Annotated in this window: 24 protein-coding genes; 1 reads left to right on the top strand and 23 read right to left on the bottom strand. The window is 54.1% G+C overall.

The annotated features are described in order from the left end of the window. Positions 1-11 precede the first annotated feature (11 nt). The 20 genes from A3EQ_RS0108530 to A3EQ_RS0108415 form a co-directional block, all read right to left on the bottom strand. Positions 12-878, bottom strand: a complete 867-nt coding sequence (locus tag A3EQ_RS0108530) for a polyprenyl synthetase family protein (protein ID WP_040369262.1) — start codon at positions 876-878, stop codon at positions 12-14. A gap of 23 nt (positions 879-901) precedes the next feature. Continuing rightward, positions 902-1,132 carry an exodeoxyribonuclease VII small subunit gene (gene xseB / locus A3EQ_RS0108525; RefSeq protein WP_020154755.1) on the bottom strand — a complete coding sequence of 77 codons (231 nt, stop codon included), beginning with the start codon at positions 1,130-1,132 and terminating at the stop codon, positions 902-904. After that, a complete protein-coding gene (gene xseA / locus A3EQ_RS0108520; protein ID WP_020154754.1) occupies positions 1,125-2,480 on the bottom strand; it encodes an exodeoxyribonuclease VII large subunit in 1,356 nt (451 codons plus the stop codon). The genes xseB and xseA overlap by 8 nt, the downstream gene beginning before the upstream one ends. 256 nt (positions 2,481-2,736) lie before the next feature. Continuing rightward, complete coding sequence (gene folD, locus A3EQ_RS0108505) at positions 2,737-3,600, bottom strand: bifunctional methylenetetrahydrofolate dehydrogenase/methenyltetrahydrofolate cyclohydrolase FolD (RefSeq protein WP_026499844.1); 864 nt, start codon at positions 3,598-3,600, stop codon at positions 2,737-2,739. 80 nt (positions 3,601-3,680) lie between these two features. Beyond that, positions 3,681-4,073, bottom strand: a complete 393-nt coding sequence (nusB, locus tag A3EQ_RS0108500) for a transcription antitermination factor NusB (protein ID WP_020154750.1) — start codon at positions 4,071-4,073, stop codon at positions 3,681-3,683. Positions 4,074-4,204: 131 nt separating this feature from the next. Beyond that, a complete protein-coding gene (locus tag A3EQ_RS0108495; RefSeq protein WP_020154749.1) occupies positions 4,205-4,597 on the bottom strand; it encodes an Asp23/Gls24 family envelope stress response protein in 393 nt (130 codons plus the stop codon). Further along, positions 4,590-5,969, bottom strand: a complete 1,380-nt coding sequence (gene accC, locus A3EQ_RS0108490) for an acetyl-CoA carboxylase biotin carboxylase subunit (protein WP_020154748.1) — start codon at positions 5,967-5,969, stop codon at positions 4,590-4,592. Before accC ends, A3EQ_RS0108495 begins: the two co-directional genes overlap by 8 nt. Positions 5,970-5,981: 12 nt before the next feature. Beyond that, positions 5,982-6,518 carry an acetyl-CoA carboxylase biotin carboxyl carrier protein gene (gene accB, locus A3EQ_RS0108485; protein ID WP_026499843.1) on the bottom strand — a complete coding sequence of 179 codons (537 nt, stop codon included), beginning with the start codon at positions 6,516-6,518 and terminating at the stop codon, positions 5,982-5,984. 339 nt (positions 6,519-6,857) lie between these two features. Next, on the bottom strand, positions 6,858-7,406 hold the full coding sequence (locus A3EQ_RS0108475; protein ID WP_020154745.1) for a SpoIIIAH-like family protein: 549 nt from the start codon (positions 7,404-7,406) through the stop codon (positions 6,858-6,860). 15 nt (positions 7,407-7,421) lie between these two features. Continuing rightward, positions 7,422-8,051: a stage III sporulation protein AG gene (gene spoIIIAG, locus A3EQ_RS0108470; RefSeq protein ID WP_040369260.1), complete on the bottom strand. Its 630-nt coding sequence runs from the start codon at positions 8,049-8,051 to the stop codon at positions 7,422-7,424. A 10-nt stretch (positions 8,052-8,061) separates the two neighbouring features. Further along, positions 8,062-8,661 (bottom strand): stage III sporulation protein AF, encoded by a 600-nt coding sequence (spoIIIAF, locus tag A3EQ_RS0108465; protein WP_020154743.1) that lies wholly within the window; start codon positions 8,659-8,661, stop codon positions 8,062-8,064. 11 nt (positions 8,662-8,672) lie between these two features. Beyond that, on the bottom strand, positions 8,673-9,875 hold the full coding sequence (gene spoIIIAE / locus A3EQ_RS0108460) for a stage III sporulation protein AE (RefSeq protein ID WP_020154742.1): 1,203 nt from the start codon (positions 9,873-9,875) through the stop codon (positions 8,673-8,675). Between the two features lie 29 nt (positions 9,876-9,904). Then, positions 9,905-10,288 carry a stage III sporulation protein AD gene (gene spoIIIAD, locus A3EQ_RS0108455; protein ID WP_040369255.1) on the bottom strand — a complete coding sequence of 128 codons (384 nt, stop codon included), beginning with the start codon at positions 10,286-10,288 and terminating at the stop codon, positions 9,905-9,907. A gap of 18 nt (positions 10,289-10,306) precedes the next feature. Next, a complete protein-coding gene (gene spoIIIAC, locus A3EQ_RS0108450) occupies positions 10,307-10,513 on the bottom strand; it encodes a stage III sporulation protein AC (protein ID WP_020154740.1) in 207 nt (68 codons plus the stop codon). An 18-nt stretch (positions 10,514-10,531) separates the two neighbouring features. Then, a complete protein-coding gene (spoIIIAB, locus tag A3EQ_RS0108445) occupies positions 10,532-11,047 on the bottom strand; it encodes a stage III sporulation protein SpoIIIAB (protein WP_020154739.1) in 516 nt (171 codons plus the stop codon). Further along, positions 11,040-11,969: a stage III sporulation protein AA gene (gene spoIIIAA, locus A3EQ_RS0108440; RefSeq protein WP_020154738.1), complete on the bottom strand. Its 930-nt coding sequence runs from the start codon at positions 11,967-11,969 to the stop codon at positions 11,040-11,042. The genes spoIIIAB and spoIIIAA overlap by 8 nt, the downstream gene beginning before the upstream one ends. 560 nt (positions 11,970-12,529) lie before the next feature. Continuing rightward, positions 12,530-13,087 carry an elongation factor P gene (gene efp / locus A3EQ_RS0108430; protein ID WP_020154736.1) on the bottom strand — a complete coding sequence of 186 codons (558 nt, stop codon included), beginning with the start codon at positions 13,085-13,087 and terminating at the stop codon, positions 12,530-12,532. Between the two features lie 26 nt (positions 13,088-13,113). Beyond that, a complete protein-coding gene (locus tag A3EQ_RS0108425; protein WP_020154735.1) occupies positions 13,114-14,175 on the bottom strand; it encodes a M24 family metallopeptidase in 1,062 nt (353 codons plus the stop codon). Further along, positions 14,138-14,626 carry a type II 3-dehydroquinate dehydratase gene (gene aroQ, locus A3EQ_RS20805; protein ID WP_051091406.1) on the bottom strand — a complete coding sequence of 163 codons (489 nt, stop codon included), beginning with the start codon at positions 14,624-14,626 and terminating at the stop codon, positions 14,138-14,140. Before aroQ ends, A3EQ_RS0108425 begins: the two co-directional genes overlap by 38 nt. A 115-nt stretch (positions 14,627-14,741) precedes the next feature. Then, complete coding sequence (locus A3EQ_RS0108415) at positions 14,742-15,245, bottom strand: YqhR family membrane protein (protein ID WP_020154733.1); 504 nt, start codon at positions 15,243-15,245, stop codon at positions 14,742-14,744. 245 nt (positions 15,246-15,490) lie between these two features. Here A3EQ_RS0108415 and A3EQ_RS0108405 point away from each other — a divergent pair, with 245 nt between their 5' ends. Beyond that, the gene (locus A3EQ_RS0108405) at positions 15,491-15,835 is read left to right on the top strand and encodes an SA1362 family protein (protein WP_020154731.1); all 345 of its coding nucleotides are present in this window, start codon (positions 15,491-15,493) and stop codon (positions 15,833-15,835) included. Here A3EQ_RS0108405 and A3EQ_RS0108400 read toward each other — a convergent pair. From A3EQ_RS0108400 to A3EQ_RS0108390, 3 genes are all read right to left on the bottom strand, one after another. After that, entirely contained in the window at positions 15,832-16,722 is an 891-nt protein-coding gene (locus A3EQ_RS0108400) for a patatin-like phospholipase family protein (protein ID WP_020154730.1), read from the bottom strand. The genes A3EQ_RS0108405 and A3EQ_RS0108400 overlap by 4 nt on opposite strands. Before the next feature lie 121 nt (positions 16,723-16,843). Beyond that, a complete protein-coding gene (locus A3EQ_RS0108395) occupies positions 16,844-19,399 on the bottom strand; it encodes a vitamin B12-dependent ribonucleotide reductase (protein ID WP_020154729.1) in 2,556 nt (851 codons plus the stop codon). A gap of 256 nt (positions 19,400-19,655) precedes the next feature. Beyond that, positions 19,656-20,061 (bottom strand): IS30 family transposase (locus A3EQ_RS0108390; RefSeq protein WP_020154728.1); only part of this gene is annotated, 406 nt, incomplete at its 5' end.

Genomic DNA, 20,061 nt, shown 5'->3' with positions numbered 1-20,061 from the left:
TTTTTGCAGATTCAATTTTCCCGCTTCCAGATTTGCTCGGTAATCCTTTCCAGGGAGGAGGTTTCCAAGGGCAGTTCCCTTAAAATCGTCTTGGCCGCGAAGATGGTTTCCTCCAATTTTTTATCGGCCCCCTCCAGGCTGAGCAAGGCGGGATAGGTGCTCTTTTTCTTGGACTGGTCGCTCCCCACGTTCTTTCCCAAAATCTCCGCCTTCCCGACGATATCCAGGATGTCGTCGCGAATTTGGAAGGCGAGCCCGATGCGGCGGGCGAATTCAGACAGTTTGGCCTGGGTCTTTTCATCGGCGTCGGCCAGAATGGCCCCGGCCTTTACGCAAAAGGAAATTAATTTTCCCGTTTTGTGCAGATGGATCGATTCCAACTCCTCCAGGGAGATCCTCCTGTCTTCCGCCTCCATGTCCAAGGTTTGGCCGGCGACCATCCCTTCCGGACCAGCGGCCCTCGCCAGTTCGGAAATGATCAGGATTTTCTTCCGGTCGTCCAGAAGGGCGGGAGGGGCATCAGACAGGATTTGGAAACTGTATGTCAACAGCGCATCTCCGGCCAACACCGCCACCGCTTCCCCGAAAACCTTATGGTTGGTCGGTTTTCCCCGGCGCAAATCGTCGTCGTCCATGCAGGGCAGATCGTCATGGATGAGGGAATAGGTATGGATCATTTCCACGGCGCAGGCGACGGGCAGCCCCGCCCGCCAATCTTTCCGAAAGGCCTCCAGCGTGGCGAAAAGGAGCAGGGGGCGGATCCGCTTTCCCCCGGACTGGAGCGAATACAGCATGGAATCCTTCAGCGTTTTCGGGGCATCCAGGCGGTCGATGTACTCTTGCAGCTGTCCCTGCAGTTCCCCGATCTGTTCTTTCATCCGCTCTTCGATCGACGGCAAGCCTACTCCTCCTCAATGACGAAATTATCCACTTCACCGTTATCCTTCAGGATTTGCGTCAGCTGCTCCTCCGCGTTCTTCAGCTTCTGATGGCAAATCTTGGCCAAATCCATGCCTTCCTTATATTTGGCGATCGCTTCCTCGAGGGGAACATCCCCTTCTTCCAAGCTTTCCACGATCCGCTCCAATTTTTCCATCGCCTGTTCGAATGTAAGTTCTTCCTTTTTATCCACGGTTTCCCGACTCCTCCCGTTCCTTCACTTCGCAATGGAGATTCCCGTCTTTGACGTAAATGTAGACTTGATCCCCGATTTTGGCATCCCGGACGCTCTTGACGAGATTTCCCTTTTCGTGATAGACGATGCTGTAGCCCCGCTCCATCGTCCTTAAGGGGCTCACCGCTTCCAGCGTATTCAGCAGGTTGAGAAATTCCCGCTCCTTCCGCTTGCGGATGTCGGCGGCCAGGCGGTTCAGCCGTTTTTCCCGCACCTTCACCTCCTCCGCCTTTTCCCGCAGGACGGCCGCCGGTTTAAATTTCCACAAACGCCGGCAGAGGGCCTCGCGGCGTTCCCCTTTTTCTTTCAATGATTTTACCAATAATTTTTGCAAACGGTCGAATGTTTTGTCCAGCTGTTCCATTTTCTGCTCGTAAAGTTTTTGCGGAAAGCGGAAGGCGTAGGAGTTTTCCAGGCGGGAAAGCCGGACCCTCGCCCTTTCCGTCCTTTCCTTTGCCGAGCGCGTCAAACGGATTTTTAATTGGAAGATCTTCTCCAGCAGCTCGTCGATGTGGGGGACGGCCAGTTCGGCGGCGCCGGTGGGGGTCGGCGCCCTCAAGTCGGCGACGTGATCGGCGATCGTGACGTCGGTTTCATGGCCGACGGCGGAAATGACCGGGATTTTCGAGCGGAAAATGGCCCGGGCTACCGCCTCTTCATTGAACGCCCACAGTTCTTCGATGGAACCGCCTCCCCGCCCGACGATCAGCACATCCGCTTCCCCGCGGGCATTCGCCGTTTCAATCGCCCGGACGATCGAAGGAGCGGCCTGTTTTCCCTGAACGAGGGTCGGATAGACGATGATCCGGGCGATCGGGTAGCGCCGGCGGATCGTGGTGATGATGTCCCGGACCGCGGCGCCCGTCGGCGAAGTGACGACCCCGACGGTTTGGGGGTAGCGGGGAATCGGTTTTTTATGCTCCCGCCTGAACAGCCCTTCCTTCGCCAGTTTTTCCTCCAGTTGTTTATAGGCCAAATACAGGCTGCCGATGCCGTCCGGCTGGATTTCCTTCACATAGATCTGGTAATTGCCGGACGGTTCGTAAACGGATACATCCCCCCGCACCAAGACGTGCATGCCGTCTTCCGGCTGAAACCCGGCCTTTTGGGCGTATGCAGAAAACATGACGGCCAGAATCCGGGCGCCGGCGTCCTTCAAGGTAAAATAAATATGGCCGCTCGTATGTTTTTTCATGTTGGAAATCTCGCCCTTGACATAGAGGTTTTGCAGGTGGGGGTCGTAATCGAATTTCCTCTTTATGTATTTCGTCAATGCGGATACGGTCAAATAACGGAACTCCGCCATAGAATCACCTTTATTTGAAAATCGTGAAAATACAAAGCATCCCTTCCGTCTCCCGGGCCCGCGGAAAGGAAAGATCCGGCTGACGGAAGAGAGGGCTCCGATACCGGTCTCCGGCCTTCCGTTCCGGAAGCTTCCCGTTTCCGGCGAAGGCCCGCCCTCGCAAATCGGCTTCACCGCCAAGGCTTCATCGGGGAACCCTTATCCCGGCCGCTCGATCTCCCCGGACGGGACCGGGTCCCGGGCTTTTCCGGCAGAATCAAGGCCACGGCAGGCGGTGGATTTGCTTGGCCGCCTGGATCGTGTTGGACAAAAGCATGGTGATCGTCATCGGCCCGACCCCTCCGGGAACGGGGGTAATGAAACCGGCCTTCTCCTTGACTTCCTCAAAATTCACGTCGCCGGTCAGCCGCCCGCTTTCGTCCCGGTTGATGCCTACGTCGATGACGACCGCCCCTTCCTTCACGTGGCCGGCGCCGATCAGATTCGGCTTCCCGCAGGCGACGATCAAAATATCCGCCATGGAGGTGAATTTTTGCAAATCCGCCGTTTTCGAATGGCAATAGGTGACGGTGGCGTTCATGTTCAAAAGAAGCTGCCCCGCCGGCTTCCCGACGATATTCGATCGGCCCACGACAACGGCGTGTTTCCCCTCCACCCGGCATCCGATCTCCTTCAAAAGGACGGAAATCCCCAAAGGGGTGCAGGGAATGAAGGTCTTTTCTCCGGCCATCAACTTGCCGGCATTGAGGGGATGGAATCCGTCCACGTCCTTCATCGGGTGGATGCGCGGAAGGATGTTTGCCGGGTTCACATGGGAGGGCAAGGGCAATTGGACCAAAATTCCATGAACCTGTTCATCCTTGTTCAATTCTTCGATCTTTCGGACGAGCTCCCCTTCGGAAACCGTTTCGGGAAGGGAAAATAAAAAAGACCGGATCCCGATTTCCCGGCAGGCCTTCCGCTTGTTGCGCACATAGGTCAGGCTCGCCGGGTCCTCCCCGACCAAAATCACCGCCAATCCGGGGGTGATGCCCTTTTCTTTTAAATCATCCACTTCCCGTTTCAATCTTTCCCGCAATTTTTGTGCGATCGCTTTTCCGTCGATGATCTTCGCTGTCACCTTTTCCCCCTCCGTTCGCCGGTTCCTTTTTGCCGGCCGATGCCGGCGGACGGTTCCCCCGCGCGGGGCCCCGTTCCTCCTCATTCGCCACGGCGATCGATGATTTTTGCCAAAACGCCGTTGACAAACCGGCCGGATTTTTCATCCCCGTATTTTTTGGCGACTTCCACCGCCTCGTTGACGGCAACCCCCGCGGGGATGTCTTCCCGGTACACGATCTCGTAGACCGCCATCCGCAACAGATTTCGTTCCACCGCCGGCAGCCTTTCCAGCTTCCAATGTTCCAAATGTTCTTCGATCAACCGGTCAATCTCCGGCAGGCGTTCGCATGTGCCGAAGACGAGATCCTTGAAAAAATCATCCGCTTCCCCTTCGCCGGCCATATGTTCATAGGCCTCCTGGGGCCGGATCTTGCCGATGTCGATGGAAAATAAGGTTTGCAGCGCCTTTTCTCTGGCTGTCCTCCTCTTCATGGACGCACCTCTCATTGCCAAAATCGATCAACATGATCATAACATAACAAAAATGATAAGAAAAGTGCCGGCACCGGCCGCCCCGAAGGGGAATAAAAAAGCCAAAGCGGGTTCTCCGCCTTGGCAAAGTCTCACTCTTCGACGGCTGGTTCCTTTTGCGATTCAAAATTGATGTTGACGATGTGGACGTTGATTTCATCCGTCTCCAGTCCGGTCATGTTCAAAAGCGCCTGACGGATATTTTCCTGGATTTCCTTGGCCACCTTCGGAATGGAAACGCCGAAATTTAAGACGCAATAAACATCGATAATGATCTGATTGTTGGACAAATCGACGCGGACGCCTTTGCTGTGGGATTTTTTCCCCAAGCGTTCCGCCACGCCCGTCGCGAAATTTCCGCGCATCGTCGCAACCCCTTTTACTTCCGAGGCGGCGATCCCGGCGATCACCTCGATCACTTCAGGGGCGATCTCGATTTTGCCCAAGCCTTCTTTCACCATTTCCAGCGGATTATTTTCAGCCATGCGATACACCTCCTTCTTTAGTTTCCTTCATCACATCGTGAATATCAAGAAATTTTGTGTTAAACTTTCCTTCCTTGAATGCCGGATGATCCATCAAATTCAAATGGAAGGGGATGGTCGTATGCACGCCTTCGATCACAAATTCGCCCAACGCCCGCTTCATCCGGGCGATGGCTTCTTCCCGCGTCTTCCCGTGAACGATCAGCTTTGCGATCATGGAATCGTAAAAGGGCGGAATGCTGTAGCCGGGATAGGCGGCGGAATCGACGCGCACGCCAAATCCCCCCGGCGGGAGGTACATCCGGATCTTCCCCGGGGACGGGGCAAAATTTTTCAGCGGGTTTTCCGCGTTGATCCTGCACTCGATCGCCCAGCCGTCAAAACGGATATCCTCCTGTTTATAGGACAATTTCTCGCCTGATGCGATCAAAATCTGTTCCTTGACGATGTCGATGCCGGTCACCAGCTCCGTGACGGGGTGTTCCACCTGAATCCTCGTGTTCATTTCCATGAAGTAGAACTTCTTGTTTTGCACGTCGAAAATAAATTCCACCGTCCCTGCGCCGGTATAGCCGACGGCTTTGGCGGCCCGGACCGCCGCTTCCCCCATCCGATTCCGGATTTCCTCGTCGATGGCCGAAGACGGGGCTTCCTCCACCAATTTTTGCAATCTCCTTTGAATCGAACAATCCCGTTCTCCCAAATGGATCACGTTTCCGTAACGGTCGGCCAAAATTTGAATTTCCACGTGGCGGAAATCTTCGATGCATTTCTCCAAATAGACGCCGGGATTCCCGAAGGCGGTCATCGCCTCCTGCTGGGTGATCCTCAAGCCCTTGATCAGTTCATCCCGGTCTCGGGCGACGCGGATCCCTTTTCCCCCGCCGCCGGCCGTCGCTTTAATAATGACCGGATAACCGATGTCTTCGGCGATTTTCACCGCCTCTTCACTGTCGGAAACAATGCCGTCGGAACCGGGAACGACGGGAACGCCCGCTTCCTTCATCGTCGCTTTGGCCACGTCTTTCAGCCCCATCTTGGCGATGGCCTCCGGGCTCGGCCCGATAAAAATCAACTGGCATTCATTGACCAGTTCGGCAAAGTCCGCGTTCTCCGCCAAAAACCCGTAACCGGGATGAACGGCGTCACAGCCGGTCAATTTGGCGACGCTCAAAATGTTCGTTTTGTTCAAATAGCTGTCCTTGGACGGATTCGGCCCGATGCAATAGGCCTCATCGGCCAGCTGCACATGGAGGGCGTCCTGATCCGCCGTGGAATAGACGGCGACCGTTTCGATGCCGAGCTCTTTGCAGGCGCGGATGATCCTGACGGCGATTTCCCCTCTGTTCGCGATTAAAACTTTCCTGATCACTGCAGCCACCCCTTATTCTTCCTTCACCAAAAACAGCGGCTGGCCGTATTCCACCAATTGTCCGTCCTTCACCAGGATATCGACGATTTCCCCCTCCACATCCGCTTCGATTTCGTTGAACAGCTTCATCGCTTCAATAATGCAGACGACCGTGTTTTTCTTCACTTTCGAACCGATCTTCACGTAAGGTTCCGCGCCGGGCGACGGTGCCTGATAGAAGGTGCCGACCATCGGCGACGTGATCTTATGGAGATTTTCCCCGGCGTTCTGTCCGCCCTCTTCCTTTGCGGGGGACGGTTCGGCAACCGCGGGTTTTCCTTCATTCTCTACCTTCACGGCAAGGGAACGGCCGGCCTCCGCTTCGGCATTCCCCGGCTGTTCCTGGGTCCGCTCCGCCGCCGGTTGACGGACCGGCGCCTCCATCGCCGTTTCCGGGAGGATTTTTCTCTTTTTCATTTCCAATTTCATGCCGTCATATTCGTATTTGAATTCTTCCAGGCTGGATTGGTCGACTAAACGGATCAATTCCCGTATCTCCTGCACTTTCAGCAAAAAAAACACACCCCTTTATTTTTGTGACTAGCTACTAATATCATACAATAACCCATTTCTCCGATTCAACCACCATTGAAAAGGGATCGGGCCGGGCGGCCGCTGCTTCCGTTCCCGCGTTTCGGAAAAATGCCGGGCCGCCATGGAAGCCCTTACCCGGATCCGGCCTGGCGAAAAAGCAAAAAGGAAGCCGCTCTTGGAACGGCCACATGACAGATGAGGCGATTCCCAACTGGCCAAAAAGCAAAAAGGATGCCGCTCCCCAGCGGCTTTTCCACGAAAACCGGCTGAAGCGGGACAAAAAAGATCCTCTCATCAGGAGGACCGGACATTTCCTTATTTTGAATCGTTCGTCTGTTCTTTTTGGAAGGCGACGTTGACCTGGGTGGTTCCCACTTCCTTCAGAACGAGATGGATGATCTCATTGGCGTTCGCCCTTGACGGCTCCTGCCCTTTTACGGTAATCCTTACCTCGTTCCCGTCGACGCGGACGAGGGCGTCTTCATAGCCGAGAGTGGAGGTGATCAGCGACTCGAGCAATTTTTCCTTTTCCGCGTTTTTGCTCAGCTGGTCCATTTCATCCTTCGCCCGGCTCCTTTCCTCGGCGGATAAATCGGTGGAGGCGGCGATGGCCTGCAGCTCTTCCATCTTTCTGCTCCTTTCGTCCTGCAGCTGCAGGCGGATCGCTTCAAAGTTCTCATCGCCGGTCAAACCGGACGTATCTTCCGGGTTCCCTTCGCCTCCGGATTTTTCCTGCGAACTCCCTTTTTCGCTGACCGCCGAAAGATCCCTGTTATTTTCCGGCAACGAAAGATAATATACGGCCAAAACGATGACCAGGCTTAACATGGTTAAAAACCATACCGTCTGTTTTTTCAGCATCATCCCGCAAAACCTCCTTTATTTTTTCGCCATGATGGATATTCGGTGGCTCGGCACATCCAACACCTTCATGCACGCTTCCAGGATCATCTTCCGGATTTGGATCTGTTCCGCGCCTTTGGCGACGACAAGCACGCCGGATATTTCCGGCTTTTTCGTTTCCGAAACGAGGGGGACCTCCTTGTCCCCTTCCCGGATGATCACCATCTGCTCTTCCACGGTTTCATCCTCGATCTCCCTTTCTCCCCCGTTTGTGTCCTTTTCATTGGTCACTTGCTTTTTTTTCACCGTATTTTTTTCATAGATCTTCTTCTCCGTCGAACCGACATTGATGAGGACGGTGACATCCCCCACCCCGGCGATCGATTCGAGGGCCTTTTTCAGTTCGTTTTCGTAATAGGATTCATAGTCCGCCATTCCGCTGGCTTGGTTCGGGGCTTCATTCCCGGAAACCGGCTGTTCCTTTCGGCTTTCCGCGCCGCCGGGATTTTTTCCCGACGGCTCCGTTATCGCCGATTCATCGGAACGGAAGATATTTCCTGCGATCATCAAAGCGATGCCGAGTACGAGAATGACAAGAAAATAGGACTTTTTCTTTTCATCGCCCCATCCGGAAAGGATTTCGCTGATTTTCCCGAACAATTTCATTTTTCGGCGCTTATCCTCCTTCAATGACGATTTCAAGTTTTTCCGAATCCACCTCCCATTTTTCCGACAAATACTTCACGATTTCCTGCCGCAAATCTTCCTCAATCCTCTTGGCGTCGCCATCCGCTCCGATATGGACTTCCCGGATTTCTTCCACCTCCCGGCCGCCTTCTTCCTTGGCCAAAACCGCCCGGATCTTCTCCGCGTCGCCGGGGATGTTCCCATCGCCCTTCTTCAGCTCGATTTCGATCTCGTCAAACCGGAAACCGAATTGGCCGATCAGCCCCTTTTCCGCTGCTTCCTTCAGCTGGAAAGCCGTTTGTTCTAAAATATATGCATCTTGTCTGGCTTGTATTTCTTTTTTCTTCGCATCGATGTCATTTCCCGCAGCGGGGATGGAAGCGATCGATTCCCGGGCCCGTTCCATCAGCTCTTCCCCATCCATGGCGAACAATTTCATGATCGGGGTTAAAATGAGGATCAACAGCACGAGCCCGGCGGCCATGCGGACATATTTCTGCATGTCGGAGCGGGGAAGAAGCATTTCAATGACGACGGAAAGCAGGATAAAAAGGATGATGTTCTGGATCCAGGAGGATAGAAGTTCCACCGTATCACCTTCTAACGGATCATGACTTGCATGTTTCCGGCGATGATGATGATCGTCAGGCTGAGAAAAAACATCATCGAAACGATTCCGAGGGCGGCAAAAATGTAGAGGACGCTTTTTGAAATGATCGACAAACATTCGATGATCGGGCCGCCGCCCAGGGGCTGCATGATGCTGGCGGCCAATTTGTAAAAAAAGGCGATCAGCAATATTTTGACGGACGGAAAGAGGACCGAGAACAGCAGCATGACCACCCCGGCGACGCCGATCATGTTTTTTAGAAGCAACGACGCGGCGATGACCGTATCCGCCGCATCGGTCAACATTCGTCCGAAAACGGGGATCAGATTGCCCGTTAAAAACTTTGCCGTGCGGACCGCCACCCCGTCGGCCACGGCCGCGGCTCCTCCCTGGACGGAAATCACCCCCAAAAAAACCGTCATGAACAGCCCGAGGAGCCCGATGCTCCAATTCCTCAACAGCCCCGCCAGCTGGGTCGCCTTGTAATGCTCCGTCAAGGTGCTGACGACGTTTAACAGGACGGAGAGGAAAAGCAGGGGAAAGACGATTTTTTGGACGAACATGCCGCTGACATTGGCCATGAAGAGGAGGACCGGATGGAAAAAGCCGGCGGAAACGACGGCGCCGCCCGAGGCCATAAGGGCCAGGAAGAGGGGAATGAAGGCCAGGGTGAAATGGACCATCCGGCCGACGGCTTTCTCGGCATAGGAGACGGCGATATGGAAGCTGTTCAGGGCGATGATCAACAGGACGATGAACACGATGGCGTAGGCGATTTTGCTGACGGAAGCGGTTTCGAAGGAATTTTGCAGCATCTGCAAAAACATGCTGAAGATCGTCAGAAGCAGGAGGGATCCCAGCAGTTTTCCGTTGATCAATAGTTCCTGAAAGGCGTATTTCAACAGGCCGGTCCCCCAATCCTTAAAGGAAAAACTGCCCGCGCTTTTTATAAAATCCGTCACGTCCCCGGTTTTGCTTTCCGGGAGGAAGGCGCCGTATTCCCGTTGAATCTCTTCCCAAAATTGCCGGATTCCCCCCAGATCCAATTCTTTCAATTCCTTTTCCGCGATCGCCTTCGGGCTCAATTCTTCCCCGGTTTCCCCCCCGCCCTTTTCAACCGCCGAAACGGAATCCAGCCAAAAGAGGAAAAACACCGCCGCGACTGCCAACAGCCGGGCCCATTTCGTTTTCATCGTCTCACCTCGCCATTTTCGACTCCCAATCAGGTCGGGATCATTTTCAGGACCATTTCGATCAAAACGGTTAAAATCGGAACGGACATCGCCAGGATCAATATTTTCCCTCCCAATTCGATTTTGGAAGCGATGGCCCCCTGGCCGGCATCCTTCGTGATTTGGGAAGCGAAATCGGCGATGTAGGCGATTCCGATGATTTTTAAAATCGTTTCCAGGTAAACGAGATTGACGTTGGCATGAACGGCGATCCGCCGCAGCATTTGGATGATCTGGAAGATCTGGTCGATGAGGAAGAGAAAGATCGCACAGCCGGCAAACACCGTCAGCAAAAAGGCGAAATTCGGCTTTTGTTCCTTCAGGATGAGGGCCAAAAACGCGGTGATCAAGCCGGTTCCCACGATTTGAAAGATTTCCGTCGCCGATCCCCCCTAATGGTTGAACAGAAATACGGATTTGATTTTTTGAAACAGATCATCGACGATGGCGGCAACTTGAAACAGGATGTAGATGAAGCCGAACAAGGTCACCCATTGGGCATATTCCTTCTTTCCCAATTGGTCCAGGATCGTGACTAAAAATGCGACGACGATGCCCACCCCCGCGATTTTAAAGATGACGTCCACATCAATGCCCATTCCTGATCCTCCTATTCCTTACAGAAGCAAAATGACCGCCAGCAGGCCGCTCAAAAAGCCGACGCTCTTCATGATCTTCCCGTAAGCCGCCTGCTTCTCCCTGGCTTCCTTTTCCTCCCGTTCCAGATGGGTTAAGGCCAAGATGATTTGTTTCTGCTGCTGGATTTTATCGTGCTTTCCCAACGTCTCCCCGAACTGGCGCAAGATTTCGTATTCGTTTTTTTCCAGGGCCGTCCGCTTCCAAACTTCCGAAAGGCTTTCCTCCCAGGCGTCCTTTACCGTCGTATCCTTCTGCAAGAGCTTTCCCGCGAAGGCGGCAAACAGCTCGGAAACCGGCGCCCGCAGCTGTTTGGCGATCCTCCGCGAAGCTTCATGGAGGGGGGCGTGCCCGTACATGATCTCCGCCTCCAGACTTTGCAGCGCCGATCGCAGCAGCCGCAATTGGGAAGAACGTTCCGCATACCGCCTTGACAGCTCGAAGCCGATCCAGCTGGTCGCCAACAGAATCATCAAGGCCCCCGTGATCTTAATCATGGACGGCACTCACCTTGCGGAAAAGCTGCCTGCCTTCCCTGTCCTTCAAGGAGACGATCGTGCCCGGGCCCTGGCTTTTCGATAATTCGATAAACCGTTCAAAAACCTTCTGCTCGATGATCTCTTTTAAAATGGGCCGCTGAACCAGTTCGTCCAGCGTCTCGCCGTGGGTGGTCATGATCAGCCGGATCCCGGCGTGAACGGCTTCCAAAATCGCTTCCGTATCTTCCTTTCTGCCGATTTCATCGACGATCAAAACGTCCGGGCTCATGGAACGGATCATCATCATCATGCCCTCCGCCTTCGGGCATCCGTCCAAGACGTCCACCCGGGTTCCGAAGGTCATTTGCGGAATGCCGTGAAAGCATCCGGCGATTTCCGAACGCTCATCGACAATCCCCACTTTGGCGGGGGGAATGCGGCGTGCCTTGGAACCGGTGGAAACGAGCCGGGCGATGTCCCGGAGCAGCGTCGTTTTCCCGGTATGGGGAGCGCCGATGATCATCGTATGTTTCCAATCCCCGTCAAAAAGAAAGGGCAACAGCTTGTCCGCAATCCCGATCTTCTCCCGGGCAATGCGGATGTTGAAGGAAGAAATATCGCGGATCGCTTTCACGGCGCCGTTCTCCAAAATGACCTTGCCTGCCAGGCCCACCCGGTGGCCCCCTTCGACGGTGATGTATCCCCTCTTCAATTCTTCTTCAAGGGCGTATATGGAATGCTTCGCCAAATTGCCAAACAATTGTTCCCCTTCCTTTTCGCTGACGGCCGGGGGAAGGAATTGAACGGTTTTTCCAAAATTCAGTTCCACCGGCCGGCCGATTCGGATGCGGATCTCATCGATCCTTTCCCTGCTCGCCTCCGGAATGGCGAGAATCCGTTCCCGGATCCTTTCCGGAAAATAACGGATCACTTCCTTCATCCCATCCACCTCGGATATGCTGCTGTTTATTTTAAATGTATTGGCCCGTTGGACAAAGTATGACTGGCAAAACCGGAATTCTCTTGAAGGGCAAAAAAATACCCCCAAGGTCCGGGGGCAAAGGGGGACGGAACCGCATTCGCCCCCGGCAAAAAAATAACCCCGATGGCTCGGGGCGGTTCCATTTCGAAATTCAAGGAAATGGGATGGCCGACATATATCAAGGCGGCCGCCTCACCTGCGGCTCTTATGCGTCCGTTGGCGAGAGGGAAAAAGGCAGCCAAGGCCGAGCCGGCGTCCCGGGGATTCAGGGCCGGCAGCCCCGGCAGGAATTTTTTCCCGGTACAAAAAAACGCGGCGCGGAACCGGCGGGTCAAACCGCCAATTCCGGCCGCGATAAGACCGGCAAGTGCGGGGATCGGAAGCCGCAGGGAAGGGGAACCTGTAAAGGGTTCCCGCAATCGGGCTTCCGGGACCTTTGCGGACGGATCCCCGCATTTTTGCGGAAAGTTTTGCCGGATGATCCTTATCCGGCAAGCCGCGACGGACATCTCCCCCGGTTACGCCCGGGAAACATAGGTGCCGTCCGCCGTGTTGATGATCAGCTTGTCCCCTTCGTTGACGAAAAGGGGAACTTGGACGACGAGGCCGGTTTCCAGTTTGGCCGGCTTCGTTCCGCCGCTCACCGTATCCCCCTTAATGCCGGGCTCGGTTTCCACGACGGTCAAGACGACGGTGTTCGGCAGTTCGACGCCGATCGTCTCCCCTTGATACATGATGACGGAAACTTCCATGTTTTCCTTTAAAAATTTCAGTTCGTACTCGATTTGCTTCGCCGACAATTCCACCTGTTCATAGGTTTCGGTGTCCATAAAAATATATGTATCGCCGGTGGAATACAGGTACTGCATTTTCCGATTGTCGATTTGCGCCCGCTCCACTTTTTCGCCGGCGCGGAAGGTTTTCTCGACGATATTTCCGTTGCGCAAATTGCGCAGCCGCGAACGGACGAAGGCGGCACCCTTTCCGGGCTTCACATGCTGGAATTCGAGCACCCGGTAGATCTCGCCGTCCACTTCGATCGTCAGGCCGTTGCGAAAATCGTTCACAGAGATCATCTTTTCACGTCCTTCCATCCATCAATCTAAAGTACGATCAGTTCCTTGGTGGAATGGGTCAGCCGAATATTTTCCTTTTCCGAGAGAAGGATGTCGTCTTCGATGCGGACGCCCCCGACTCCCGGAAGATAGATGCCCGGTTCGACGGTCACGACCATGTTTTCCGCCAACACCTCATCGGATCTTTCCGATAGGGCGGGCCCTTCATGAACTTCGAGGCCGATTCCGTGTCCGGTGGAATGGCCGAAATATTCCCCGTAGCCTTTTTCGGCAATATAGCTGCGGCAAACGGCGTCCGCTTCCTTCCCGGTCATCCCCGGCCGGATCGCTTCCACCCCTTTCCGTTGGGCTTCCAGCACGATGCCGTAAATTTCCTTCAAGGTGTCGGACGGCTCGCCGACGCTCACGGTGCGGGTAATGTCGGAAACATAGCCCTGGTAGACGGCCCCGTAATCGAGGGTAACCATATCCCCCTTTTCGATGACCTTTTCCGAGGCAACCCCGTGGGGCAAGGCGGAGCGGTGGCCGGAGGCGACGATCGTTTCGAAGGAGACGGCGGATGCGCCGCATTTTTTCATAAAATGCTCGAGTTCGTTGGCCACTTCCATTTCGGTAACGCCCGGTTTTATGTAATCGAGAATATGCTTGAACGCCGCGTCGGCAATATCGGCTGCCACCTTTATTATCTTAATCTCCGCTTCGCTTTTAATCAATCGCAATTTTTCCACGGCGCCGGAGACGGGAACGAGCTCCGCCGGCAGCCGGTTTTCCATCTCCCGGTACAGCGCGTAGGTCACGTGCTGCTCCTCGAATCCGATCCGTTTCCAGCCCTTGCGGCTGCAAAGATTTTTCACTTCCTCGATGATGGAGCCTTTGTGGCGGACGACGGTGAAATCCGGGGCTTGCTTTTTCGCCTGCTCCACGTAGCGGAAATCGGTAATGAAAAAGGCCTCGTCCAGCGTGATCAGCGCCGCTCCCGCCGTCCCGGTAAAACCGGATACGTAACGCCGGTTGGACGGACTCATGATGAGCAAGCCGTCCACGCCCAATTCACTGATTTTTTTCCGGATCTTCTCCAGCTTTTCCATTTTCGCCTCTCCTCTTTCTCAAGTCAATAAAGAATTGCAGGGCAAGTTCGTAGCCGTAAAAACCGGCCCCGCAGATATGGCCGGCTGCGGCCGGCGCGATGACCGACCGGCTCCGGAAAGGTTCCCGGGCGAAGATGTTGGTCAAATGGACTTCAAATACGGGGACTTCAATGGCTTTCACCGCGTCAAAAATGGCGTAGCTGTAATGGGTGAAGGCGCCCGGATTCAAGATGATGCCGAGGGCCGTTTTGTCCCCGTTTGCCTCATGGAGCCAGTCGATGATCTGCCCTTCATGGTTCGACTGCCTGAACACCAGCCGGATGCCATGTTCTTCCGCCTTTTTCCTCAATAGGCTTTCCAAATCGGCGAGGGTTTTTTGCCCGTAGATCTCCGGTTCCCTTTTGCCGAGCAGATTTAAGTTCGGTCCGTTGATCACCCAAACGCTCTTCATCAGGATCCCTGCCTTTTTCCGGCGGTTGTCGGCGAAAGCCCGAATCGGGTGCCTTCCCGTCCGATACCTGTATTCTAACATAGAAAAGAAATTTTTTCCTGCCTTTTCTGCGAAATCATCCGCTCCCCGCGCCCTGCCCCCCTTTCCGCTCCCGCTTGTACTCGCCGTACTCGTAGGAGATCGTATAGCCGACAAACATCCCGAACAGCACATACAGGCAAAGGCTCGTGACAATCGTGTTCGCATCCAATTTCCACGGCGGATTAAAACCGGGAAGGAGCGGGTTCAGCAAATAAAAGACGAAGACGAACAGCACTCCCCCGTATAGGACCCCCGCCCAGACGGAAGGAACGTTCCGCAAGGAAAAATAATAGAGAAAGGCGGCGGCGATCCCCAGGATCCCGATGGCCAAAACGGCGGCCAAGTCCCCGATCCAGCCGGCCTTCCACCCGGCGTGGACCCAAGGTTTCCACAGCATGTTCGGCCGGATCTCCGTAAAATTGAAAAAATAGGCGAGATAACCGGCCAAGGACCAAATGACGCCGCCGCCAAAGCCGGCAGAGACAACCGTCCGACGAAAGGAAAAAGGTTTTTCCTTCTCCCGTTCCAACTTTTTCACCTGGCTGCACCTCCACCCTGGTAGTATGCTTCCGGAGAAGATTTTTATAAAATTCGGATGGAGGCAGCGGGACGATCTTTGCTAAACTGATAGTGTGGAGGATTTCGTTTCCGGCCGTCCGCCTCTTGCGGCGCCGATCTTTTGGCGGCAAACAGATCTTTGGGGACGGAGTTTCCGAAAAATTTTCCGAAATGTTTAAAAACCGGGCCGTTGGCTTATGATGCATATAGGGGGTGGCTAGAAGTATGAAAAAAGGAGCGAAGTGGGCGATTTACGGAATCTTCCTCCTCGCCCTGATCGGTTTGGCATCCTCCCTGTCCGGCAGCTCCGGCCGGTGGATGAATCACCTGCTGGCCCTGATCTTCATCGGCGGGATCCTGTTTTTCCTCGTCCGTTATTTCCTCCTTCGGAACGATCCGAAACGGAAGGAAATGGCGTCCTTCCGAAAGGCGGCCCGCCTGTCGCGGAAACGTTTTGAAAACCGGCGGGAATTGAAAGGCCGAAAAATGAAACGCCCGCCCCTCCGGAAAAAAAGCGGCGTCCGTTTGACGGTCATTGAAGGAAAGAAGGGAAAAAGGGAAAACCTTTAAAACACCCGGCGCCACGTTTTCAAAAATTCCTTCGTCCTCTCCCTCCCGATCTGCAGGAGGGTGTTTTTTTTCTCCTCCGACAAGGAAAAATCGGTGGCGTTTATCCCATCCGTCGGAATAAAAATGAGGTTCGCGGTGTGTTTTTTGGAAATGTAGCGGGCATCATGGGCGTCCATCATCGTCGTAAACAGGGCCTCAAAGAGATGCAAGGCGTTTTTGATCCGCTTCGGCGGAATCACTTCCTTTTCCTGGCTCAGCTTTATGCCGATGATCGGGCGCTTCCTTTGCATCCTTCCCTCTTCGAAAAGCCAAACCGGAAAATTGCTTAAAACCCCGCCGTCCACCAAAACGACCTTCCCCTTTTCCGTCTTCAGCCGGACCGGTTCAAAAAAGTAAGGGAGGCTGCAGCTGATGCGCACCGCCTTGGCCACCGGGAAGGTTTTCCACGACAGGCCGTACCGGGGAAGATCGTCGGGCAAAACCATCATCGTCCCGTTGGTCAAATCGGAGGCGATCAGCCGCAAAGCGTTCGGGGGCAGATCGCTGAAGGTATGGATCCCCTTCTTCCACAGACGGCCGGCGATCCATTTTTCCAGCGCCTTTCCCTTGTAGAGGCCGAGCCGCCAATATAAAGGCACCCAGCGGATAATCGGAATAGCAGCAAGGGCATCCGTCTCATCCAAAAAATCCCGGAAATCCAAATCCGAAAACATTTGAAAAAGTTCCTCGCTCGTATACCCGGCGGCGATCAGGGAAGCGAACAAGGCACCCGCGCTCGTCCCCGCGACTTGATCGAACCGGATCCCCTTCTCTTCCAAAACCTGGTACGCTCCGATAAAGGCGATCCCCTTGACACCGCCTCCCGAAAAAACCCCGTGAACAAGCATGACCCATCCCCCATAAAGGCTTTTTATCCATATGTAATCGAGGGTAAGGGTTTTTAGTACCCGGGAAGGGGATGAAAGCAAAGAAAAAAGGCGGACGTTGGTCCGCCTTGTATCCCTGAGGCTACAGCCCGCACTTCAATTGGGCGCCGCAGTTGTCACAGGTGTTGCAGCCGCCGATTTCCCGCACCTTTCCTTTCCGGCAGACGGGACATGTATTGCCGATTTCCGAGCCGATCGTCACATCCGTTGAGCGCAGGTCCTGGATTGTTTCCACCAGGACGACCTTCGGCTTTTCCGGGTGCAGCTCCTCCGCTTCCTCCCGGGTGTTTTCCTCCGCTTTTAACGTCAGCACCTGGGAGTCCCGGCTGCCGTCCACATAGACCGTCCCGCCCTTGGCGCCGCCTTTGTAGAGCCGCTCGTACACCTTTTTCACCTGTTCCACCGTATATCCCTTCGGGGCGTTGACCGTTTTGCTGATGGAGCTGTCCACCCACCGCTGAATGATGCATTGGACGTCGGCATGGGCTTCCGGCGTCAAGTCCATCGCCGTGACGAAAAAGTGCGGCAGCCGATCCGGGTCCGCCTCCGGATGTTTGCGCAAGTATTCTTGAACGATCTCGGCCTTGACTTCGATGAATTTTCCTAAACGGCCGCTCCGGTAGTAGGTGAACGAGAAATAGGGTTCGAGCCCGGTGGAGACCCCGACCATCGTCCCCGTCGAGCCCGTCGGGGCGACCGTCAACAGATGGGAGTTGCGGATGCCGTATTTCAATATGTCCTGGCGGATGTCCTCCGGCATCCGTTTCATGTACCCGGTGTTGATAAAGGCCTTTCTCAGCCGGTTCGTTTCCTCCTCCGTTTTCCCGACCAAGAACGGGAAACTGCCCTTTTCCTTCGCGAGCTCAATGGAAGTCCGGTAAGCCGTCGTGGCGATCGTTTCAAAGACTTTATCGACCAGCTCGTTCCCTTCCGGCGAACCGTATTCCTTTTCGCAGTAAATGAGCATATCCGCGAGACCCATGACGCCGAGGCCGATCCGCCGTTCCCCGAGGGCCTGCTTCCGGTTTTCTTCCAGGAAATAGGGGGTGGCATCGATGACGTTGTCCTGCAAACGGACGCCGATCTGCACCGTCCGGATCAGCTTGTCAAAATCGACTTCCTTCTTCTCTTTATCCACCATGTTGGCCAGATTGACCGCCGCCAAATTGCAGACGGAATAGGGGGCGAGGGGCTGTTCCCCGCACGGGTTGGTGGCCACGACCTTCTGTCCGTAAGCCCGCGCGTTCGTCATCTCATTGGCGTTGTCGATGAAAAAGATCCCCGGCTCCGCCGAATAGGTGGCGCAAATGTTGATCAAATTCCACAGTTCCCGGGCCCGGATCCGTTTGTAAGTGCGCACCCGGTAGCCCATCTTTTCCCATTCCCGCACGTCGCCGACGAGATGCCATTTTTCGTTGTATTCTTTCATTTCCTGTTCATTGTAGGTTTCCACCGCGGGAAAGCGGAGCTCGTACCAGTCGTCCTTTTCCACGGCTTCCATGAAATCATTGGTCAGGCAGACGGAGATGTTGGCGCCCGTCAAGAAGTCCGGGTTATGGACTTCGTAGGTGCCGCCGTCCCGCAGTTTCGCCTCCGCCTTTTTGATGATCTCTTCCGTGAATCCGCCGTATCCCGGTATATGTTTGTACTTCACGATGACCTCGTACATCTTTCTTTCTTCCGGGGTGAGGGGGACGAATTTTAATTTTGCTTCCGCCGCCTTTTTGATCGATTCATCGTTGGTGTTTTCGATCAAATAGCGCAGAATCCTCGGGTTTTGCATCTTGGAAACGATGAATTCGATTATGTCCGGATGCCAGACGGCGAGCATGATCATTTGCGCCCCCCGGCGGGATCCGCCCTGTTCCACCAAGTGGGTTAGCTTGGCGATATCGTCGAGCCAGGAAACGGAGCCGGAAGATTTTCCGTTCACGCCCCGGGCGAGGGCATTCCGGGGGCGCAGGGTCGAACCGTTCGTTCCGACGCCGCCGCCCCGGCTCATGATCTCCATCACCTGTTTCCGGTGCTCGGAGATCCCTTCCCGGGAATCATGGACGAAGGGCATGACGTAGCAGTTGAAGTAGGTCACGTCGATCCCCGCGCCGGCGCCGTACAGCACCCTTCCCGCGGGGATGAAATTCAGCTGGACGAGCTCCCGGTAAAATTTTTCAAACCATTCCCGTCTTTTCTCCTCCGTCTGTTCCACCTGCGACAAGCCGGCGGCGTTCCTTTTGGCGATTTGCTCGAAATAGATCTCCAAAGGCTTGTCGATCACTTCCAGCGAGCGGACGACGATCCCCGTCTCCTTCTCTTCTTCCTTGTCCAAGGCATGGCGGTATTCCTCTTCCACCAGCACCCGGGCCTTGTTGTTTTCCCAGTCGATATCCACAATGTATCCCAATCCGCGGGCGGGAAACTTCGGATCGTCCTTGATCGTCAAAACGACAAAATCCCCTTTGGCCAGGGTCAATTTTTCCGTGTCTTTGAAGGAATACCGGTCGAGCATGACGAGGCGGGACACGCCCTTGAAGGTGATCTTCATGTCGTCGGTAATCGGGAACACCTGCGGGAAAAGTTTGATGGCCTCGTTCAATTGTTTCACATTTATTTTCGGTTTTTCATTGACAACCGTGTTCATCGATACCCACTCCTTAAAATTTTCTCTATATGCAAGCAGCATTCGGAATCTTGAAGTGTATCTTTACAATACCATAACTTGTCCGCAAAAATCAATATATTGTATAACAATATTTTTATATATACAATATGTTGTGTTTGCTACCATATTTGTCGATTGTTGTCAAGATTTAAAAGTCGGATTTTTTATAGAAAAACCGAACTTAAATTGCAATAATAAATGCAACAACTCACAGTAATCCAAAATATGGTTATGATCAAGCGATGTTTCGTAACTCTTCATGAAACGCATCGTTTGGTGAACGATATTCCAGGATCTTCCTGGGGAGGGTGTTACACCANTTCTCTACATAGATAATGAGCGATGGATCGATATCCTCAATGGACTTGCCTTTTGGAATAAATCGACGAATGAGTCCGTTGTGGCGTTCATTGGTTCCTCGTTCACATGATGTGTAAGGATGTGTGTAATACACCTCGGATTCNATAGCNTGGCTGAGTTCACTNAATTCAGCTCCATTGTCTGATGTGATCGTTTTGAACACGGTTGAGAATACGGATCCATACTGTTGCTTCACTTCCTGTAAGGCTTGCTTCACGCATTCCGCCGTCTTGCGATCGATCTTCAGGATGTGTTCTTTGCGCGTCTTGCGTTCGGTCAAT

This window comes from Caldibacillus debilis DSM 16016, from assembly GCF_000383875.1.
In the GTDB taxonomy this organism is placed as follows: domain Bacteria; phylum Bacillota; class Bacilli; order Bacillales; family Caldibacillaceae; genus Caldibacillus; species Caldibacillus debilis.
This window is presented reverse-complemented; position numbering and strand designations above follow the sequence as displayed.

Excerpts from the sequence above, each read along its gene's own strand:
- A3EQ_RS0108530 (WP_040369262.1), bottom strand. The coding sequence starts at position 878 with ATGAAAGAACAGATCGGGGAACTGCAGGGACAGCTGCAAGAGTACATC.
- xseA (WP_020154754.1), bottom strand. The coding sequence starts at position 2,480 with ATGGCGGAGTTCCGTTATTTGACCGTATCCGCATTGACGAAATACATA.
- nusB (WP_020154750.1), bottom strand. The coding sequence starts at position 4,073 with ATGAAGAGGAGGACAGCCAGAGAAAAGGCGCTGCAAACCTTATTTTCC.
- A3EQ_RS0108495 (WP_020154749.1), bottom strand. The coding sequence starts at position 4,597 with ATGGCTGAAAATAATCCGCTGGAAATGGTGAAAGAAGGCTTGGGCAAA.
- A3EQ_RS0108475 (WP_020154745.1), bottom strand. The coding sequence starts at position 7,406 with ATGATGCTGAAAAAACAGACGGTATGGTTTTTAACCATGTTAAGCCTG.
- spoIIIAG (WP_040369260.1), bottom strand. The coding sequence starts at position 8,051 with ATGAAATTGTTCGGGAAAATCAGCGAAATCCTTTCCGGATGGGGCGAT.
- spoIIIAE (WP_020154742.1), bottom strand. The coding sequence starts at position 9,875 with ATGAAAACGAAATGGGCCCGGCTGTTGGCAGTCGCGGCGGTGTTTTTC.
- spoIIIAC (WP_020154740.1), bottom strand. The coding sequence starts at position 10,513 with ATGGGCATTGATGTGGACGTCATCTTTAAAATCGCGGGGGTGGGCATC.
- spoIIIAB (WP_020154739.1), bottom strand. The coding sequence starts at position 11,047 with ATGATTAAGATCACGGGGGCCTTGATGATTCTGTTGGCGACCAGCTGG.
- spoIIIAA (WP_020154738.1), bottom strand. The coding sequence starts at position 11,969 with ATGAAGGAAGTGATCCGTTATTTTCCGGAAAGGATCCGGGAACGGATT.
- efp (WP_020154736.1), bottom strand. The coding sequence starts at position 13,087 with ATGATCTCTGTGAACGATTTTCGCAACGGCCTGACGATCGAAGTGGAC.
- A3EQ_RS0108425 (WP_020154735.1), bottom strand. The coding sequence starts at position 14,175 with ATGGAAAAGCTGGAGAAGATCCGGAAAAAAATCAGTGAATTGGGCGTG.
- aroQ (WP_051091406.1), bottom strand. The coding sequence starts at position 14,626 with ATGAAGAGCGTTTGGGTGATCAACGGACCGAACTTAAATCTGCTCGGC.
- A3EQ_RS0108405 (WP_020154731.1), top strand. The coding sequence starts at position 15,491 with ATGAAAAAAGGAGCGAAGTGGGCGATTTACGGAATCTTCCTCCTCGCC.
- A3EQ_RS0108400 (WP_020154730.1), bottom strand. The coding sequence starts at position 16,722 with ATGCTTGTTCACGGGGTTTTTTCGGGAGGCGGTGTCAAGGGGATCGCC.
- A3EQ_RS0108395 (WP_020154729.1), bottom strand. The coding sequence starts at position 19,399 with ATGAACACGGTTGTCAATGAAAAACCGAAAATAAATGTGAAACAATTG.